Below are 17,337 nucleotides of genomic sequence, written 5' to 3' on the forward strand. Positions count from 1 at the left end.
TCGCAGCGTCGATCCCACGACGCCGCCAGAGAGATGTCTTTGCGCGAAACAAAACTAGTGTCAAATGTTCTAGTTTAGAACGATTTGAAGCTCTAGTTGATCAAGAAGACGCAAAATCAAACCTTGCGTTGCATGCGGCAGAAAAAGAATCCGTCCGTATCGGTACTTGCGGGCGTCAGTGTAACCGTGCCTGCATCCGTGGCGCGTGGAGCCGGCGCGTCCTTGCCGAAGATTTTCTGCCAGTCCGAGGCAGCTGACGTGATGGAGAAGGCCGGATTGTCGGCGCAGAAGCGCTCCGCCTGACGGTCGTTCTCTTCCGGCAGCACGGAACAGGTGACGTAGAGCAGGTGGCCGCCAGGCTTGACGAAACGGGACGCCTCGGTCAGCGCGTCCTGCTGCTGCGCGATGCGTTCATCGAGGTTCTTTTGTGTCAGTCGCCACTTGGTATCCGGGCGACGGCGCCAGGTGCCGGTGCCGGTGCAGGGGCGTCGACCAGAACCGCGTCGAGCTTGTCCTTCAGGGCATCGAGCTGGCGCGGGTCGTCATGGACCTGGACATTGCGGGTGCCGGCGCGGCGCAGGCGCTCGATGATCGGCGCCAGACGTTTGCGGTCGGCGTCATAGGCGTGAACCTGGCCCTTGTTGTTCATCGCAGCCGACATGGCGAGCGTCTTGCCGCCACCACCGGCGCAGAAATCCAGCACCTGATCGTGCTCGCCGGGCTGCACCAGATCGGCGACGATCTGCGAACCCTCGTCCTGCACTTCGAACCAGCCCTTCTGGAAGGAAAGTTCGGCCGTGACGTTGGGCAGGCGCGAAGGACCTTCACCGGCGGCAACACGAATGCCGTTGCGGGCAATCTTCGCGGGCTTGGCGCCGGCACGTTCCAGCGCCTTCACCACCTTGTCACGATTGGCCTTCAGCGTGTTGGCGCGCAGATCGAGCGTTGGGCGATCGGCAAGCGCCTTCGCCTCGGCCAGCCAGTCGTCGCCGAAATTGGCTTCGAACGAGGCCTGCACCCAATCCGGAATATCGCCCTGCACATGAAGGGGTGCGTCGTCGAGATTGCGGCTGGAAAAGGCGGCGAGATTGGCCTCGGTCAGAGCCGGAGGTGCAAACTTGTCATCGGCGAATTCTGCGTCGAGCGCGTCCTTGGAGAAACCCCATTGGCGCAGGAGAACCGCATAGGCGAGAGCCGTCGGGCTGTCGTCATCCATCAGGAATGCGTGGGAAAGCCGCATGCGCAAGGCATCGTAGACGATGTTGCCGATGGCCGCCCGGTCGCCGGAGCCGGCGAAACGATGGGCAAGGCCCCAGTCCTTCAGTGCATCCGCCACCGGGCGTTTGCGCGCTTCGATATCCGCCAGAACCTCGATTGCTCCGGCTACTCGCCCGCCCAGTCGCATGTCACTCTCCGTCTCGGTTGAACCCGTATGGGGCCGGTCCTAACCGTGATTGTCCCGGAGAGCAAGGGGCAGGCCGTCAGGCCTGCGCCTTGAACTTCTGTCGTCAGAAGGCCTTAGCCGTCCTTCAGGCCCTTGCCGGCAACCTTCTGGCTATCGGCGGTGATGATCTGATAACAGACCTGCGCCGTGCCGGAGCGTACCATGCCGATATTGGCGGCGGCAGCCTTGGAAACATCGATGACCCGGCCGCGGATGAACGGGCCGCGATCGTTGATACGAACAACGACGCTCTTGCCGTTACGCTTGTTGGTCACCAGCACCTTGGTGCCGAAAGGCAGCGAGCGATGGGCAGCCGTCAGCTTGGCCGGGTTCATCCGTTCACCGGATGCGGTCTTGGAAGTGAGAGCATACCAGGATGCGTGTCCGCATCCGGGCGCAGCATTGGCCTGCGCGGAGCCGAGGAGTGCAAAAGCAGCAATGGCGGCCGCGGCGGCAGTCGAGCGTCGAATTTTTTCACGTCGGTCGTCCCCGTCGAATTGTCCCTGCACGTTGCGTGCACTTGGCTTAGGCGAGGCGAAAAGTGGCGGAAAAGTGGGATTTGACATCACGTAATATTAATGAATGTAATATTCGTGATTACATTGCTATCGATATTTTTAACGAGCCGGCTAATCGAAGCTGGAATAAAACCTTAGGAATCAGCCGTTAAGTGAAATTCAGTTTCTGCTGAATCGTACACGGGCATCCGCTCACGAAAATGCACGAAAAAATTTATCGCCGCGCGAGGGTTTCTGCCCAAATTGGACAATTTCTGTGGCGGAAAGCCTCATATCTTAAGAAATATTAACCTGAGGATGGCCTCAGGATGGAAATTTCAACCGTTTCAAAACGGAAATTTCAGCCGCGCCAAACGTCGTCCGCCCACATTTGGGCGAGCGATTTCCTGTAATTCGGGAAGGCGAATGCGAAGCCGAGAGCACGCATCTTTTCGTTCGAGACGCGCTTGTTGGCGCCATAGAAGGAGCGTGCCATCAGCGTCATCTCGGCGGTGTCGAAATCGAGTTCGGGCGGCGGTTCTACGCCCATAAGCCGGGCGGCTTCGACGATGACATCCTGGGGCGGGCAGGGCTCGTCGTCGGTGACATTATATATGCCGGCGAGCTGGCGTTGCGCGAGGAACAGGGTGGCCGCGCCGATATCCTCGACACGGATGCGGTTGAACACCTGATCTCTCTTTATAATGCGGCGCGCCGTGCCGCGATCGAGATTGACGAAGGCATTGCGGCCCGGACCATAGATGCCGGAAAGCCGTAGCGCCGCAACCGGCACGCCGGCGGCGCGACCTTGCTCCGCCCAGGCCTCCTCAGTATCGACCCGCTCGATCGACCGGCCAAGGATCGGGCTGCCGGGCGTCTCCTCGGTCACCCAGCCGCCGCCGTGATCGCCATAGACACCGACGGTCGACAGATAGCCGATCCATTGCAGCTTCGGGCAAAGCGACTTGAGCCGCCTGGAGACGAGTTTCAGCAGCGGATCGTGATCCTTGCCGGGCGGGATCGACTGGACGAGATGGGTGACCTCTCTCAGCGCCGCCTCCAGCTCGGAACCAAAGCCGCTGCCGTCGAAGATGAATGGCCTTATATCAAGGGCGGCGAGTGCCTCGGCGCTTTCCGGGCTGCGCACCGTGCCGGCGACGGAAAAGCCTTCTGCCGCGAAGGCCTTGGCGATCGCCTTGCCCGAATAGCCGCATCCGAAGATCATCACCGTCATCAATCCACTCCTGCCATCTGCCATTCGCGCCGAACCTCGGCATCGTCTTCGGCGCTTCGCGCCTGCGCAAAGTCGCTGAAGGCATCATCGTCCATTAGCCGCCTCAATGCCCATATGGCCATTCCGCGCACGACGGGCGAGGCATCACCGGCCAGAATACGACATTGGGGAATGAGCAGCGGATCGGCGGAGTTGCCGGCGGCAATCAGCACGTTGCGCACGAACCTGTCACGCCCGATACGCTTAACCGGGGAACCGGAAAAGAAGCTGCGGAAGCTTGGGTCATCCAGCGTCAGCAGGAAGGCTATCGACGGTTCCTTCAGGTCCTCGCGCGCCTTAAGCTTCATCTCGGATGAGCTCTCGGCGAACTTGTTCCACGGACAGGCGGACAGGCAATCGTCGCAGCCATAGATGCGGTTGCCGATCAGCGGCCGGAATTCGAGGTCGATCGGCCCCTTGTGCTCGATCGTCAGGTAGGAAATGCAGCGGCGCGCATCCAGCCGGTAGGGCGCCGGAAAGGCAGCGGTCGGGCAGGCGTCGAGACAGGCGCGGCACTTGCCGCAGTGATCCTTCTCAGGCTCGTCGATCAGAAGATCGGCCGTGGTGAACAGACTGCCGAGGAAGAGCCAGGATCCAAGCGTGCGGCTGACGAGATTGGTATGCTTGCCCTGCCAGCCGAGCCCGGCGGCTTCTGCCAGCGGTTTTTCCATGACAGGCGCAGTATCGACAAACACCTTGACGTCCTCGCCTGCGCGGGCGGCGAAGCGCGTGGCGATTTCCTTCAGTCGTCCCTTGATGACATCGTGATAGTCGCGATTGCGAGCATAGACGGAAATCGCTGCCTTGTCCGTCATCGACTGGAGGTAGCGCGGATCGTCGTCCGGCCCGTAGTTGAGACCGAACATCACGATCGAGCGCACGTCGCTCCACAGCACTTTCGGGTCGGCGCGACGCTCCTGCGTCTCCGCCATCCACTCCATCGTGCCGTGATGGCTGTCGTCGAGAAAGGTCGCGAGCCGCTCCGGAGCGCGCGGAATGCTGCCGGGCAGGGTGATGCGACAGAGATCGAAGCCCTGCGCTGCCGCCTCTTCGCGAATGAAGGCGGTCAGCTTCTGCCGCCGGCGAAGCGCCTTGTCGTCGACAGCTGAAGCGGGGCTAGAAATCGAGGTCCGCATAATGGGAGACCGGGGTGACGCCGCGAATGCGCTCCGCGAGCATGGGGCGGAAGGACGGACGCGACTTCAGCCGCTGGTACCAGTCCTTGGCGATGGGGAATTCCGACCACTCGATCTCGCCGAGATAGTCGAGGACGGAAATCGAGGCGGCAGCCGCAAGATCGGCATAGCTCAACCGCTCACCGGCCAGCCACTGGCGGGAGCCGGCAAGCCAGGAAAGATATTTCATATGCTGGCGGATATTGGCGCGCGATGTGCGCAGCACCTTGGAATCCGGGGCACCGCCGCCCTGCGCGGCCGTCATCTGCAGCTTGTAGACGCGCTCGCGGGTCAGCGGCCGGGTGACGTCCTGCTCCATCTTCTGCAGGAACCATTCGGTCAGGCGCCGGATTTCGGCTCGCTGCCAAGGATCCTCGGCCAGTAGTCGGCGGTCGCGCTTCAGGACGCCATGGGTCTCGTCGAGAAATTCCATCAGGATCGAAGGGCCGCAAAGCGCGCGCATGCTGTCGTCGACATAGACGGGAAGTGTGGCCGCCGGGTTAATGCTCAGGAACTCCCGACGCTTTTCCCAGGGTTGCTCCTCGACCAATTCGGCCTGGAATCCATATTCCGCCAAAATCAGGCGTACAAATCGCGAGGCGGACGACATGGGGTGATGATAAAGGGTGGGCATCGTGGCTTAAGCTTCGGTCGAATTGTAAAGGAGTGACATGGCTGCGTCGCGCGCCCGCCTGACATAAGTCAGCTATATGGATTTGGTAGGGCCAACACAAGCAAGGGGTCGTAATCTCCCGAACCTGCATCTCCCAAGTCTTTATCTCGCAAGTCTGCTGCAAACTGCCGTTATTTTCTCAGCAAAGGATTAAGAAGAGTGGATCAACCGATCATCAGCGCCCTCGTGCTTGGCATCATCGAGGGGCTCACGGAATTCTTGCCCGTCTCCTCGACCGCGCATGTTCTCCTCGCCGGTCACTTTCTCGGCTTCAATTCCCCGGGCAACACCTTCGCCGTGTTGATCCAGCTTGGCGCCATCCTGGCGATCCTTCTCGTCTACGCCCAAAAGCTCATCTCGATTGCCCTGACGATCCCGACAAGTGCGGAGTCCCGCCGCTTCGTTCTCGTCATTCTCGCGGGCTTCCTGCCGGCGGCCATCATCGGCGCGCTGGCCCATGACTTCATCAAGACGGTCCTGTTCGAGACGCCGATCCTGATCTGCGTCATGCTGATCGTCGGTGGTTTCATCCTGCTCGCCGTCGATCGGATGAAGCTTGAGCCCAAATATCACGACGTGATGGAATACCCGCTGTCGCTCGCCATCAAGATCGGCTTCTGCCAGTGCGTGGCGATGATCCCCGGCACGTCCCGCTCGGGCGCGACGATCGTCGGTGCGCTGCTGCTCGGTGCCGACAAACGCTCGGCGGCGGAATTTTCCTTCTTCCTCGCCATGCCGACCATGGTCGGCGCCTTCACGCTCGATTTGATCAAGAACCGCGATCTGCTGACCTTCGATGATGGTGCGCTGATCGCCATCGGCTTCATCGCATCCTTCGTCACGGCGGTATTCGTCGTCCGCTCGCTTCTCGATTTCATCTCGAGCCGCGGTTATGCGCCCTTTGCCTACTGGCGGATCGTTGTCGGCGTTATCGGTCTGGTCGCCCTGATGGCCGGCGCCTGAGGCGGGACAACGAACAGGACAAAGAAAAAGGCGGCTCAAAAGGCCGCCTTATTTTTTAGTGTGGGATTGCAGCCGTGCTGCAGGGGTCCACACCATAGGCCGGTGCGCAATCCGACTTGCCGCCTGCGGCAGTCTGCGGAGCCATGAACGAGCCTGCCAGAATAACGAGTGCCGCACACGCAAAGAAAAGGGCGATAGGCTTGCCCATGAAGACGCCTTTCGAAACAAAATGATGGTCGAGACGAACCAATCTCGTGCGATCGATTTATTGGGCGCCTCCACCGAATTCAATATCGGTTTTTGCTAAACCCCCGGTTAACGGAGATAGCTCGCAGAGTGCGTTCTTTGTGCCACATCGACCGGCATCGGAATGCACAATCCCGATGCGATGGCGAAGCCTGCCCAACGACTGGGCAGGAAAACGAAGCCGAAAAAACTGTTGCTCAGGCGGCCTTGCCGCTGCCGGTGAACTGGCCCTGCGGACGGAAGCGCACGAGATAGGATGCAAGGACGGAGCTTGCGATCACCGGGCGAATGCCGAGGCCCGCCAGCGTGCGGCCTTCCTTCGTCGCGGCGTCCGAGACGATATTGTCGGTCTTCAGCATCTCGACCTGATCGGCGGTGATCGGCGGAGCGATGAACGGAACGAGCGAGGCAATGCTGCCGATCATCGAGGCGATGCCGAAGGGCAGGGAGACAAGCGCGCGCTCGCGGTTGGTGACGCGCAGAACCGTCTCGAGACAGTCCTTGAAGCTCATGACTTCCGATCCGCCGAGTTCGTAGATCGTGCCGGCCTTGAGCGTGCCATCGACGGAACGGCCGACGACTTCGGCGACATCCTCGACATAGACCGGCTGCAGCTTGGTCTTGCCGCCGCCGATCAGCGGCAGGGCCGGGAACTGGCGGGCCATGCCGGCGAACTTGTTGAAGAAATTGTCGTCCGGTCCGAAGACGATCGACGGACGCAGGATCACGGCATCGGAAACCAGCGACAGGACGCTTTCCTCGGCGCGGCCCTTGCTGCGCGCGTAGGACGAGCCCGAATTCACGTTGGCGCCGATCGCTGAAATATGGGTGAGCTTTGCGCCGGCATCACGCGCGGCTTCCGCCACAGCGCGGGCGCCGAAATCCTGGATGGCGTCGAATGTGTTGCGGCCGCTTTCAAACAGGATGCCGACGCAATTGACGACATGCGACGCGCCCTTGACGGCACGGTCGATCGACGGGCGATTGCGCAGGTTGGCCTGAACGAGCGAGATCTGACCGACATAACCGGCCGGCAGCAGGAAGCCTGCGAGATCGGGACGGCGTACCGCCACACGGACGCGATAGCCGCGCTTGGCAAGCGTGCGAACGACCTGGCGCCCCACGAAACCGGAGCCTCCGAACACGGTGACGAGCGGCGGAAGGTTATTCACGGTCATGGCATGCTCCGGAGTGGGCCTGTGGCGGGTTGTCGCAACCTATTAGCCGAAACACAGTCCCGCGTGAAGTGCGCGGGAAATGATTGTGCACCGCCTTGGGCTGCAATTCAAAGCGCAGGTTATCATAGCGTTTATCGGTCGCAACGATTTGATCCTGCGCAAGCGCGAACAAATGTGTCATCGGGATCGATGTCGTTGCGAGAGGCGTCAGATGCCTTCGACGACCACCATTTCCGCATCCGCCGCTTCCTGGCGGATCTTCGCGGCGATCTGGTATTCCGGCGAATTGTAGCAGTCGACCGCGACCTGCATCGAGGGAAATTCGATCACCACATTGCGACCACGCGCCTTGCCCTCAAGCTCGGTAATTGCGCCACCACGGGCGAGAAAGTTCGCGCCGTATTTGTCGAAGGCCACCTTGGCCGCCGCGACGTAATCCTTATAGCGCTCCGCATCGCGAACATCGACGCGGGCGATCCAGTATCCCTTTGCCATGAGACTTCTTCCTCCTTGCCTTGTGATGTCGCCAGGAGTTCGGTCGCATCGGTCCACAAGTCAAGACCAGACGGTCCGCATCCAATCCGGTCGTCGACATGGATGGCACTCGGGTTGCGTAACACTGGGTCGTTATACGTCAAATTTACTGTTGCGTACTTCCCCGCTCGGTCGCCACGCATGATCCTGTTGTGCTGATAAGGCAGGGAGCGAAGGCGTTGCGGCTCGCGCATTCCCTGCCCGCGTCGCGACAGCCCGGCAATCACACCAATCGGCGGGAGGCCGGGTACCGGCCGACATGGAGGGGATACTGATGGAGCAGTCCTATCACGCCGCGCTTACCGACCATGTGCCCGGATTCATCGCAGGGCCGGGGAGACCGACTATCTGTTCACCGCGGTCGTCGTGCTTCTCGTCCTGATCGTTCTGGTTATAGGAAACCTCTACTTCCAACTGCACGCGGTGCCGGAACGCATAGCTCATCGGACGAACAAAATGCAGATGGAGATCGTCGCGGTCCTCGCGCTGATCTCGCTCTTCACCCACAATCATCTCTACTGGATCCTGGGCCTGCTGCTCGCCTTCATCCGTATCCCCGATTTCGCAACGCCGCTTTATTCGATCGCGCGTTCGCTGGTCAGGCTTTCCAGCCGCGAACCGGTCAAGATCGACGAGCAGGTGGCGGCTGCAGCACGTCGTGCCGAGCCTACCGTCGGTACGCCCGCCGTGACGGATCGCGCAGCATCCCCTGGGATGCCTTCGCAGGCGAAGAGCAACCTAAAGCAAGAGGGGGCTGATCGTGCTCGAACTGCTGCTCTGTTCATTGGTGACCATTTTTCCGGACTATCTCTATCGCCGCTACCGGCAAGACAAGCGGATCGGTCGCGAGATCACTCTCTACAGCGTCTGGTACGAGCTGCGTTGTGGCATTTCCGCCTGTCTGGTCCTCACCATCGCGCTGATCACGATGATCTTCTATTTCCATCCATCGACGAAAAGTGTCACGGCCGTCTTTCGCACGGTCACCGTCCTGCCGGAGACGTCCGGGCGCGTTGCTGATGTTTATGTCGGTATAAACGACAGGGTCGAAGCCGGAGCACCGCTCTTCCGGCTAGACGATGCCGAGCAGAAGGCCGCGTTGGAAACTGCCCGCCGGCAGATCGCCGAAGCCGATGCGGAGGCGAGAGTGGCCGAGACGGAACTGGCAAGCGCCGACGGTCAGATCCAGGAGGCCGAGGGTGCTCTCCAGGTGGCTGTCGACGAATTGGCAATGAAAACGCAGCTTCTGAAGAACGACGCCGTGGCCCGCAGAGAGGTCGACCGCCTGACCAACACGGTCGAAAGCAGAAAGGGGCAGTGAGCGCTGCCCTTGCCATGAAGCAGACGCTGGAGGCCAAACTGAACCTTCTTCTGCCGGCCCAGAGGGCGAGCGCCCGTGCCGCGGAAGCGCAGGCTCAGGTAGAACTGGACAAGACCATGGTAAGGGCAGGCGTGGCCGGCACGCTGCAGCAGTTCACTTTACGCCCGGGAGACGTACTGAACACGATGCTGCGCCCGGCCGGCATTCTTGTGCCCATCGAGGCAGGCCGGGGAACATTGATCGCCGGGTTCGGGCAGATCGAGGCGCAGGTCGTAAAGCCCGGCATGGTCGCCGAAGCGACCTGCGTCGGAAAGCCGTTCGAAATCATTCCGCTCGTCATCACCGAAGTGCAGGACGTGATAGCGGCCGGGCAATTGCGGCCGACGGACCAGTTGCTCGACGTGCAGCAGATGGCTAGGCCCGGAACGCTGACGGTGTTTCTGCAGCCGCTTTTTCCTGGTGGACTGGATGGCGTTCCGCCAGGCAGCAGCTGTATCGCCAATGCCTATACAAGCAACCACGAGGCGCTATCCGATCCCGATATCGGCATGATGCGCTGGCTTTTTCTGCACGCGGTCGATGCGGTTGCGATCGTGCATGCGATGATCCTGCGCATGCAGGCGATGCTGCAGCCGGTTCAAACGCTGGTCTTTGGCGGCCATTGAGCCGAAGGTGTCGTCTTTGCCGACACGCCCTTCGGCAGCAGCGTGCTCCCGATACCCGGCACCGCTCTGTTCAGAGTGCGCCTTGCATTTCCTTCAGGATCGCCTCGGCCGATGCTTTCGGATCGGAGGCTGCGACGATCGGGCGGCCGACGACGAGATGGGTCGAGCCGTTGCGCAGGGCGTCACCCGGCGTCACGACGCGCTTCTGGTCGCCGGCATCGGCGCCGACCGGGCGAATGCCTGGAGTGACGACTGCCATGCCCGAGCCGACAATCTCGCGCACGGCGCGCGATTCTTCCGCCGAGCAGACGATGCCGCCCATGCCGGCTTCGCGGGCCTGGGCCGCACGGGTGCGGACAAGCTGGTCCGGTGTCTGCGCATAACCGGCCTCGGTCACGTCGGCAGCATCCATCGAGGTGAGGACAGTGACGCCCAGGAGGCAGAGATCGGAGCCCTTGGCAGCTTCGACGGCGGCGCGCATCGCCTTCGGATAGGCGTGCAGCGTCAGCATGGTCATGCCCATCTTTGCGATGTTCTCGACGCCCTTCGCCACCGTGTTGTCGATGTCGAGCAGTTTCATGTCGAGAAAGACCTGCTTACCGTCCTTTGCCAGGTCACGGGCGAATTCCAGCCCGCCGGCAAAGACGAGCTGATAGCCGATCTTGTAGAAGGAGACGGTATCGCCCAGGCTGGCGACCATCTTTTCGGCCTCTGCAATGGTTGGGATGTCGAGGCCCACGATCAGTCGGTCACGCGCTTGCATGTGCTTCAGTCTCCCTGCCATGTTTCGATAGGGGTCCAGTCGCACGAGACGGCCTGATCCGCAAGGGTGAAGCGATAGAGATTTCCGCCGCCGCCCTTCTGGTCTTCGGCGCGCGAGATCGGGATCTGACGCAGGTGGCATTTCAGGAGGGTGCCGACACCGCCATGGCCGACAAAGGCGATCGGCACGGTCGGGTCGTGGTCGGCAAGAATGGCGTCGACCGCCGCAACGATCCGGGCCTGCGCGTCGGCGGCGCGTTCCCAGCCCTTGAAGCTTTCGCTCGGGTTGGCGAAGAACCAGTCAGCCGCCGCTTCGAATTCCGGCGGCGGCAGGAAGCCGGTCGCGGAGCGATCGTTCTCGTGCATGCCCTCGATAATCTCGATCGGCACGCCCGCCGCCTCTGCCAGGATATCGGCCGTCTCGATCGCCTTGGTCTCGTCGCTGGAAATGACGCGGCCGATCTGCTTCGCCCATCCCAGTGCAGCAGCCCTCTCGGTGCGTTCCCGACCGAGATCGGACAGGCCCCATTGCGGCACCGGCACGTCAGGGTCGATGCGGACTTGCGGGTGGGTAATGTAGAGGCCGAAGGTCATGTCGCGAGAAGTCTCCGTCTGCAGCAGATCCTGTCCGACTAAGGCACTCGATTGACGCTGGTGTGAAGGACGGTCTCTCTCCCGAAAAATGCTCAGCGATCTCGGGAGAAAGACACGCGCGGCATCAAGAAGTTAGCCCCGCGTATAGGTCCAGAGCTGCGCCGGCGGGATGTTGCGCACGACGAAGTCGTAATGCTTGATCTTGTAGCGGTCCGGGTTGGCGATGATCGGCGAGACCGGGCCATAGGTGATCTGCATCACCGGCCGTCCGGCAGGCATGCGGTCGAGCAGGTCTTCCAGAAGCTCGATACGCTTCTCCATCGGGAAGCTCAGCATCGGGATTGCAGAGATCACACTGTCGAATTTGCGATCCTTGAAGGCCCCGAGGGTCCGGTCGAGATCGAAGGCGTCGCCGTTGATGAAGTTGACGCCGTGGAATTCCTTCAGCAGGTGCTGGTAGAAATCCGTCGAATATTCGATCGATACCAGATCCTGCGGCTTCGTTCCGCCCGTCAAAATCGCCTTGGTAATCACGCCGGTGCCGGGACCGAGTTCCAGAACCGGCAGCCCCGACGTCGTGTCGATGACGCTCGCCATCCGCTTGGCGGTGACGGAGGATGTGGGAATGATCGCTCCGACCTGTTTCGGTCCGTCGATCCAGCCTTTGAAGAAACGGATTTCCTCGTCGAACTTACGGCCGAGCCGTTCCTTCAGGCGCAATTCCATCTAGTGATCCTCTCCCAGTTCTTAATGCCTATCTTGCCTTCTATCCCGCAAAGGCAAGATGGATGGCGCAAATGCAATTCAGAATGTCGCATTCGGAAGGTGGCACAAAAAAGGCGGCTCGGAACTTCCGGCCGCCTCGATTGTTCTAAACGCGCATCGGCATCAGCACGTAAAGGGCGTCGTCGCCGGCCATGTCCCTGACCAGCGTCGGCGAGCCGGCATCGGCCAGCATGAAGACCGCGTCGTCACCGGAAAGCTGCGCGGTGATGTCGAGCAGGTACTTGGCGTTGAAGCCGATTTCCATCGGGTCGTTGTCGTATCCGACGGCGACTTCTTCCGTAGCACTACCCGAATCCGGGTTGTTGACCGTAAGCATCAGCTGGCCGTCGGTCAGCGAGAGCTTTACCGCGCGGCCACGCTCCGACGAGATGGTCGAGACGCGGTCGACGGCCTTGGCGAAGGTCTGGCAATCGACGCGCATTTCCTTGTCGTTGCCCGTCGGGATGACGCGCTGGTAGTCCGGGAATGTGCCGTCGATCAGCTTCGACGTCATGATGATGTCGGCGATCGTCAGGCGGATCTTGGCGTCGGAAACCTCGACGGTGACCTGTGCTTCCGGATCATCGACCAGCTTCTGCAGCTCGCCCACCGTCTTGCGCGGGATGATGATGCCCGGCATGCCTTCGGAGCCCGAGGGGCTTCGACATCGGCGCGGGCGAGGCGGTGGCCGTCGGTCGCGACGGCGCGCAGCTTCAGGTCGCCGCCGGCTTCGATCGTGTGGAAGAAGATACCGTTCAGGTAATAGCGGGTTTCCTCGGTCGAGATCGCGAACTGGGTGCGATCGATCAGCATCTTGAGGTCGGTCGCCTTGAGCTTGAACGTGTGGCTGAACGAGCCGGCGGTCAGATCCGGGAAGTCCGTCTCCGGCAGGCATTGCAGCGAGAATTTCGAGCGGCCGGACTGGACCGTCATCGAGCCGCCATCCGGATTGGTGGCGAGCAGCACTTCCGAACCGTCCGGCAGCTTGCGGACGATTTCGTAGAGCAGATGCGCGGGAACCGTCGTCGCACCTGCCGTCTCGACCATGGCCGGCACGGACTCGGTGATCTCCAGGTCGAGGTCGGTCGCCTTCAGCTCGACATTGGCGCCAGAGGCGCGCATCAGGACGTTGGAGAGGATCGGAATGGTGTTGCGGCGTTCGACCACGCGATGGACGTGGTTCAACGATTTCAGAAGATTGGAACGCTCAAGAGTAATACGCATGGACTCAATCGCTTTCGACCTTGGCGTCCCGGGAGGCAGGCCGCCGGATATTCTTCGGCTTTTTGCAAGCCGTATGATGTGGACGGGCAAAATGGCAGCAATCGGCCTTTGAAAGCAAGAGGCGAACGGGAGGCGGCTGCGTCATTTCAATGCTCTCCGGCGCGCTTCTCACAGAAAACTTGGGCTTTCGCCGCTTGCGGGCCCGGCTGGGCTTGACCATAAAGGGGCATGATCACTCAATTGAGCATGTATGCCCTTGGCCGGACAATCTGAGGCGCCGCGCGGCTATCGCGTGGCCAACACTTTCGTACCATCGCGCCCGCTCGAGCCTGCGCTCTATCTGGTCGCGACGCCGATCGGCAATCTCGGCGATATCACTTTGCGCGCGCTGGAAACGCTCGGCGGGGCGGATGTGCTCGCCTGTGAGGATACCCGCGTCACCCGTGTGCTGCTCGATCGTTACGGCATCGCCAACAAGCCCTATGCCTATCACGAGCACAATGCCGACGAGATGGGGCCGAGGCTGCTTGCGGCGCTGGAGGAGGGCAAGTCGGTGGCCCTGGTCTCCGATGCCGGCACGCCGCTCGTCTCCGATCCCGGTTACCGCCTCGGCCAGCTGGCGATCGAAGCCGGCCATCGCGTCGTGCCCATTCCCGGCGCCTCGGCGCCGCTCGCGGCACTCGTCGCGTCCGGCCTGCCGAACGATGCCTTCCTCTTTGCCGGTTTCTTGCCGGTCAAGGACAAGGCGCGCCGCGACCGGCTGACGGAACTGTCGAAGATCCCGGCAACGCTGATCTTCTTTGAAAGCCCCCATCGTATCGCCGCGACACTTTCAGCTGCTGCCGATGTTCTGGGGCCGGCCCGTGCGGCCTGCGTCGGGCGCGAACTCACCAAGGCCTTCGAGGAGGTCAGCCGCGCTTCCTCGGCGAACTGGCCGCAGCCTTTGACGAGCGCACGGTCAAAGGCGAGATCGTCTTCCTTGTCGGCCCGCCGGCTGCGGATGAGATCTCGACGGCGATCGACGTGGATGCGCTTCTCGCCGAGCTTTCGGAATCCATGCCGGCGGCCAAGGCCGCGGCGGAGGCTGCCCGCCTGACCGGCCTTGCCAAGCGGGATCTCTACCAGCGGCTCACCGACATGAAGGGCAGGGATGGCGGCTAGCGGCTCCATGCCGGAAGGCAGGCAGCAGAAGCGGCGGCGCGCGGAGCGTCGCGGCCATCTTTCCGAATATTGGGCGGCACTTTAACTGGTCATGAAGGGCTATCGCATTCTCGCGATCCGCTATCGTACACGGGTCGGCGAGGTGGATATCGTTGCCCGCAGGAAGGCTCTGGTCGTCTTCGTCGAAGTGAAGGCGCGTGTTCGCGAAGGCGATGCGATCGACGCCGTCGGCTTCGATGCGCAAAGGCGCATAAGAGCAGCGAGCGAGATCTGGATTTCCAGGCGCCGCGACGCGCATCTTCTGTCTTTCCGCTATGATATCATCGCCATGCTTCCCCGCCGTCTTCCGCGCCATTTTCCCGATGCTTTCTGACGAGCTTGTGAAGTTTTTGCAAAGCTGTGCACGCGTCACAAATCTGAAACAGAACTGTTAAGAGCCTGTCACGGGCAGGCCCTATTTCGATCCTCGATCCAACCAAGGCGGAGAGGACGAAACCATGATCAAGAAGATTTCGATGGCCGCGATGGCAGTTGCTATGTCTGCAACGTCCTCGCTCGCAGCAACCAACATCACCTGGTGGCACGGCATGGGCGGCCGCAACGGTGAAGTCATCAACGAAGTGTCGCAGAAGTTCAACGCCGCGCAGACGGCTTGCGCCCTGACGCCGATCTCCAAGGGCACCTACGAAGAAGCGCTTGCCAGCGGCATCGCCGCCTTCCGTTCGGGCGAACAGCCGAACATCCTGCAGGTCTTCGACGCCGGCGCCGCGACCATCATCAACGCCAAGGGCGCGACCGTTGCCGCTGAAGATCTGATCAACAACGCAGGTTACAAGTTCGACCGCGAAGCCTTCATCGAAGGCGTCCGTTACTTCTACGCCGATCCGACCGGCAAGTTCATCGGCATGCCGTTCAACTCTTCGGCTCCGATCGCCTACATCAACACGCAGGCCTTCGAAAAGGCTGGCGTCGCCGTGCCGAAGACCTGGGAAGAATTCGAAGCTGCTGCTCCGAAGCTCAAGGAAGCCGGCTACATCGCCATGACCGCTTCGCAGCTGACCTGGCAGTTCACCGAGAACTTCTTCTCGCGTCACAACATCCAGTTCGCCACCAACAACAACGGCTACGACACAGTTGTCGACACCAAGATGAACCTGACCGACAAGAACCTGGTCATGATGTTCGAAAAGCTGAAGTCCTGGTCGGACAACGGCTACTTCAAATATTACGGCGCCGGCTGGAACGACAACCAGAAGCCGTTCGAAGAAGGCAAGGTTGCCATGTGGATCGGCTCGTCCGGTTCGTTCGGCGGCCTGCAGAAGACCGCGACCATGCCTTTCTCGGCTGACTTCCTGCCTTACTGGTCGGGCATCAAGGGCGCCGGCACCAACACTTTCATCGGTGGTGCAGCTCTCTTCGCCATGGCCGGCAAGCCGGAAGCCGAAAACAAGTGCGTCGCCGACTTCTTCCAGTTCCTGACCTCGCCGGAAATCCAGAAGTTCTACCACCAGGCCACCGGCTACGTCGCCATCACCGAGGCCGCCTACGAGCTGGCCAAGAAGGAAGGCTACTACGAGAAGCAGCCGGTTGCCGAAGTCGGCATCAAGCAGCTGATGCTGCCGTCGGGCGAATGGTCCAAGGGCTACCGCCTCGGCTTCTACCCGCAGATCCGCTCCATCATGGAACGCGAATACAACAAGATCTTCGCGGGTGAGACCACGGTCCAGAAGGCATTCGAAACCATCGAGAAGGAAGGCAACGACCTCCTCGCCCGTTTCGCCAAGACCGCCGGCTGATAACGCCTCCTGTAACGGTCCGTCCGCCTTTCGAAGGCGGGCGGGCCTTTTGCACAAATAAGAAAAGGGGAGTGTCGTGGCCTATACGACGTCGCAGCCGCAGACCGGCGGCTTCCTGTCCCGTCTCGGGTTCGGCGCCAAGGCGCGCAAGCCTGCCGCCCAGGCAGAAGAGATGAAGCGCGTGCAGTTCACGTCGCCGATCCTCCCTTATGTCTTCCTGTTTCCGCAGCTCGCGGTGATTTTCGTCTTCTTCTACTGGCCCTCGGTCCAGGCCTTGAGCTCGTCCTTCTATATCGAGGACCCGTTCGGCTTCGGCTCGACCTTTGTCGGCATGAGCAACTATACCGACGCGCTGTTCAGCTCCGAATACCAGTCGATCGCGCTGTTCACGGCAGTATTCACCCTGCTCGTCACGTTCTTCTCGCTGGCGATCGGCATGCTGCTTGCGGTCAAGGCCGACCGGATCATCAAGGGCAGCTCGACCTACAAGACGCTGCTGATTGCCGTCTATGCTATCGCCGCACCTGTCGCGGGCCTGATCGGCATGATGTTCTTCGACCAGCATATCGGCACCTTCGTCAAGATGATGTCCTATGTCGGCTGGAACATGCAGGTGGGCCTGAACTACTACGACACGGCCTTCGCCATGGTCGTCGTTGCGGTCTGGAAACAGATCCCCTACAACTTCATCTTTCTGCTGTCGGGCCTGCAGAATGTGCCGGTCTCGGTGCGCGAGGCGGCAACGATCGACTGCAGTTCCGGCTTGCGTCGTTTCTGGACCGTCACTCTGCCGCTGCTCGCCCCGACCGCCTTCTTCCTCCTGATCATCAACGTCACCTATGCGCTGTTCGATACGTTCGGCCTGATCGACGTGATGGTGAAGGACAAGCCGGCCAACAACCCGATCACGCTGGTCTACAAGGTCTACAATGACGGTTTCCGCGGCAACGATCTCGGCGGCTCCTCGGCCCAGTCCGTCATCCTGATGATCGTCGTCTTCGTTCTCACCATCTTCCAGTTCCGCTTCATCGAGAAGCGCGTCCATTACAATTGAGAGGGGATGGCC

General features: G+C 61.1%; 13 protein-coding genes and 5 pseudogenes. 6 read left to right on the forward strand and 12 right to left on the reverse strand.

Translation table 11 applies throughout. The features are described from left to right. Positions 1-116: 116 nt before the first annotated feature. The 5 genes and pseudogenes from N7E02_RS17420 to N7E02_RS17440 form a co-directional block, all read right to left on the reverse strand. Positions 117-1,405: pseudogene (locus tag N7E02_RS17420) on the reverse strand (RsmB/NOP family class I SAM-dependent RNA methyltransferase). 113 nt (positions 1,406-1,518) lie between these two features. Next, the gene (locus tag N7E02_RS17425; RefSeq protein WP_374730709.1) at positions 1,519-1,953 is read right to left on the reverse strand and encodes a septal ring lytic transglycosylase RlpA family protein; all 435 of its coding nucleotides are present in this window, start codon (positions 1,951-1,953) and stop codon (positions 1,519-1,521) included. 349 nt (positions 1,954-2,302) lie between these two features. After that, a complete protein-coding gene (locus tag N7E02_RS17430) occupies positions 2,303-3,175 on the reverse strand; it encodes an SDR family oxidoreductase (RefSeq protein ID WP_286583562.1) in 873 nt (290 codons plus the stop codon). Further along, positions 3,175-4,350, reverse strand: a complete 1,176-nt coding sequence (gene queG, locus N7E02_RS17435; RefSeq protein WP_286583563.1) for a tRNA epoxyqueuosine(34) reductase QueG — start codon at positions 4,348-4,350, stop codon at positions 3,175-3,177. The genes N7E02_RS17430 and queG overlap by 1 nt, the downstream gene beginning before the upstream one ends. Further along, on the reverse strand, positions 4,331-5,023 hold the full coding sequence (locus N7E02_RS17440; protein ID WP_286583564.1) for a glutathione S-transferase family protein: 693 nt from the start codon (positions 5,021-5,023) through the stop codon (positions 4,331-4,333). The genes queG and N7E02_RS17440 overlap by 20 nt, the downstream gene beginning before the upstream one ends. A 198-nt stretch (positions 5,024-5,221) precedes the next feature. Between N7E02_RS17440 and N7E02_RS17445 the strand changes: the two genes are divergently transcribed. Further along, positions 5,222-6,025: an undecaprenyl-diphosphate phosphatase gene (locus N7E02_RS17445; RefSeq protein ID WP_286583565.1), complete on the forward strand. Its 804-nt coding sequence runs from the start codon at positions 5,222-5,224 to the stop codon at positions 6,023-6,025. Positions 6,026-6,468: 443 nt separating this feature from the next. Here the strand turns inward: N7E02_RS17445 and N7E02_RS17450 are convergent, their stop codons facing one another. From N7E02_RS17450 to N7E02_RS17460, 3 genes are all read right to left on the reverse strand, one after another. Further along, on the reverse strand, positions 6,469-7,449 hold the full coding sequence (locus N7E02_RS17450; RefSeq protein ID WP_286583566.1) for a complex I NDUFA9 subunit family protein: 981 nt from the start codon (positions 7,447-7,449) through the stop codon (positions 6,469-6,471). Positions 7,450-7,656: 207 nt separating this feature from the next. After that, complete coding sequence (locus N7E02_RS17455) at positions 7,657-7,944, reverse strand: DUF1330 domain-containing protein (protein WP_286583568.1); 288 nt, start codon at positions 7,942-7,944, stop codon at positions 7,657-7,659. A gap of 327 nt (positions 7,945-8,271) precedes the next feature. Then, positions 8,272-8,496 (reverse strand): hypothetical protein, encoded by a 225-nt coding sequence (locus tag N7E02_RS17460; protein ID WP_286583569.1) that lies wholly within the window; start codon positions 8,494-8,496, stop codon positions 8,272-8,274. 247 nt (positions 8,497-8,743) lie between these two features. On the opposite strand from N7E02_RS17460, the pseudogene N7E02_RS17465 reads away from it, so the two are divergent. Continuing rightward, positions 8,744-9,969, forward strand: a pseudogene (locus N7E02_RS17465) (HlyD family secretion protein). Positions 9,970-10,039: 70 nt separating this feature from the next. Here N7E02_RS17465 and pyrF read toward each other — a convergent pair. The 4 genes and pseudogenes from pyrF to dnaN form a co-directional block, all read right to left on the reverse strand. Further along, positions 10,040-10,732: an orotidine-5'-phosphate decarboxylase gene (gene pyrF / locus N7E02_RS17470; protein WP_286583570.1), complete on the reverse strand. Its 693-nt coding sequence runs from the start codon at positions 10,730-10,732 to the stop codon at positions 10,040-10,042. A gap of 5 nt (positions 10,733-10,737) precedes the next feature. Then, positions 10,738-11,325 carry a histidine phosphatase family protein gene (locus tag N7E02_RS17475; protein ID WP_286583572.1) on the reverse strand — a complete coding sequence of 196 codons (588 nt, stop codon included), beginning with the start codon at positions 11,323-11,325 and terminating at the stop codon, positions 10,738-10,740. A gap of 132 nt (positions 11,326-11,457) precedes the next feature. Then, positions 11,458-12,051 (reverse strand): phospholipid N-methyltransferase PmtA, encoded by a 594-nt coding sequence (pmtA, locus tag N7E02_RS17480; RefSeq protein WP_286583574.1) that lies wholly within the window; start codon positions 12,049-12,051, stop codon positions 11,458-11,460. Positions 12,052-12,196: 145 nt separating this feature from the next. Then, positions 12,197-13,314 (reverse strand): annotated as a pseudogene (gene dnaN / locus N7E02_RS17485) (DNA polymerase III subunit beta). A gap of 250 nt (positions 13,315-13,564) precedes the next feature. On the opposite strand from dnaN, the pseudogene rsmI reads away from it, so the two are divergent. The 4 genes and pseudogenes from rsmI to N7E02_RS17505 all read left to right on the forward strand — a co-directional run bounded on the left by rsmI (position 13,565) and on the right by N7E02_RS17505 (position 17,325). Then, a pseudogene (gene rsmI / locus N7E02_RS17490) lies at positions 13,565-14,475 on the forward strand (16S rRNA (cytidine(1402)-2'-O)-methyltransferase). A 7-nt stretch (positions 14,476-14,482) separates the two neighbouring features. Further along, positions 14,483-14,848 (forward strand): annotated as a pseudogene (locus tag N7E02_RS17495) (YraN family protein). A 124-nt stretch (positions 14,849-14,972) separates the two neighbouring features. Beyond that, a complete protein-coding gene (locus tag N7E02_RS17500; RefSeq protein WP_092996345.1) occupies positions 14,973-16,271 on the forward strand; it encodes an extracellular solute-binding protein in 1,299 nt (432 codons plus the stop codon). A gap of 76 nt (positions 16,272-16,347) precedes the next feature. Beyond that, a complete protein-coding gene (locus N7E02_RS17505) occupies positions 16,348-17,325 on the forward strand; it encodes an ABC transporter permease subunit (RefSeq protein ID WP_286583579.1) in 978 nt (325 codons plus the stop codon). Positions 17,326-17,337 lie beyond the last annotated feature (12 nt).

Source organism: Terrirhizobium terrae (assembly GCF_030323265.1).
Classification (GTDB): domain Bacteria; phylum Pseudomonadota; class Alphaproteobacteria; order Rhizobiales; family Rhizobiaceae; genus Neorhizobium.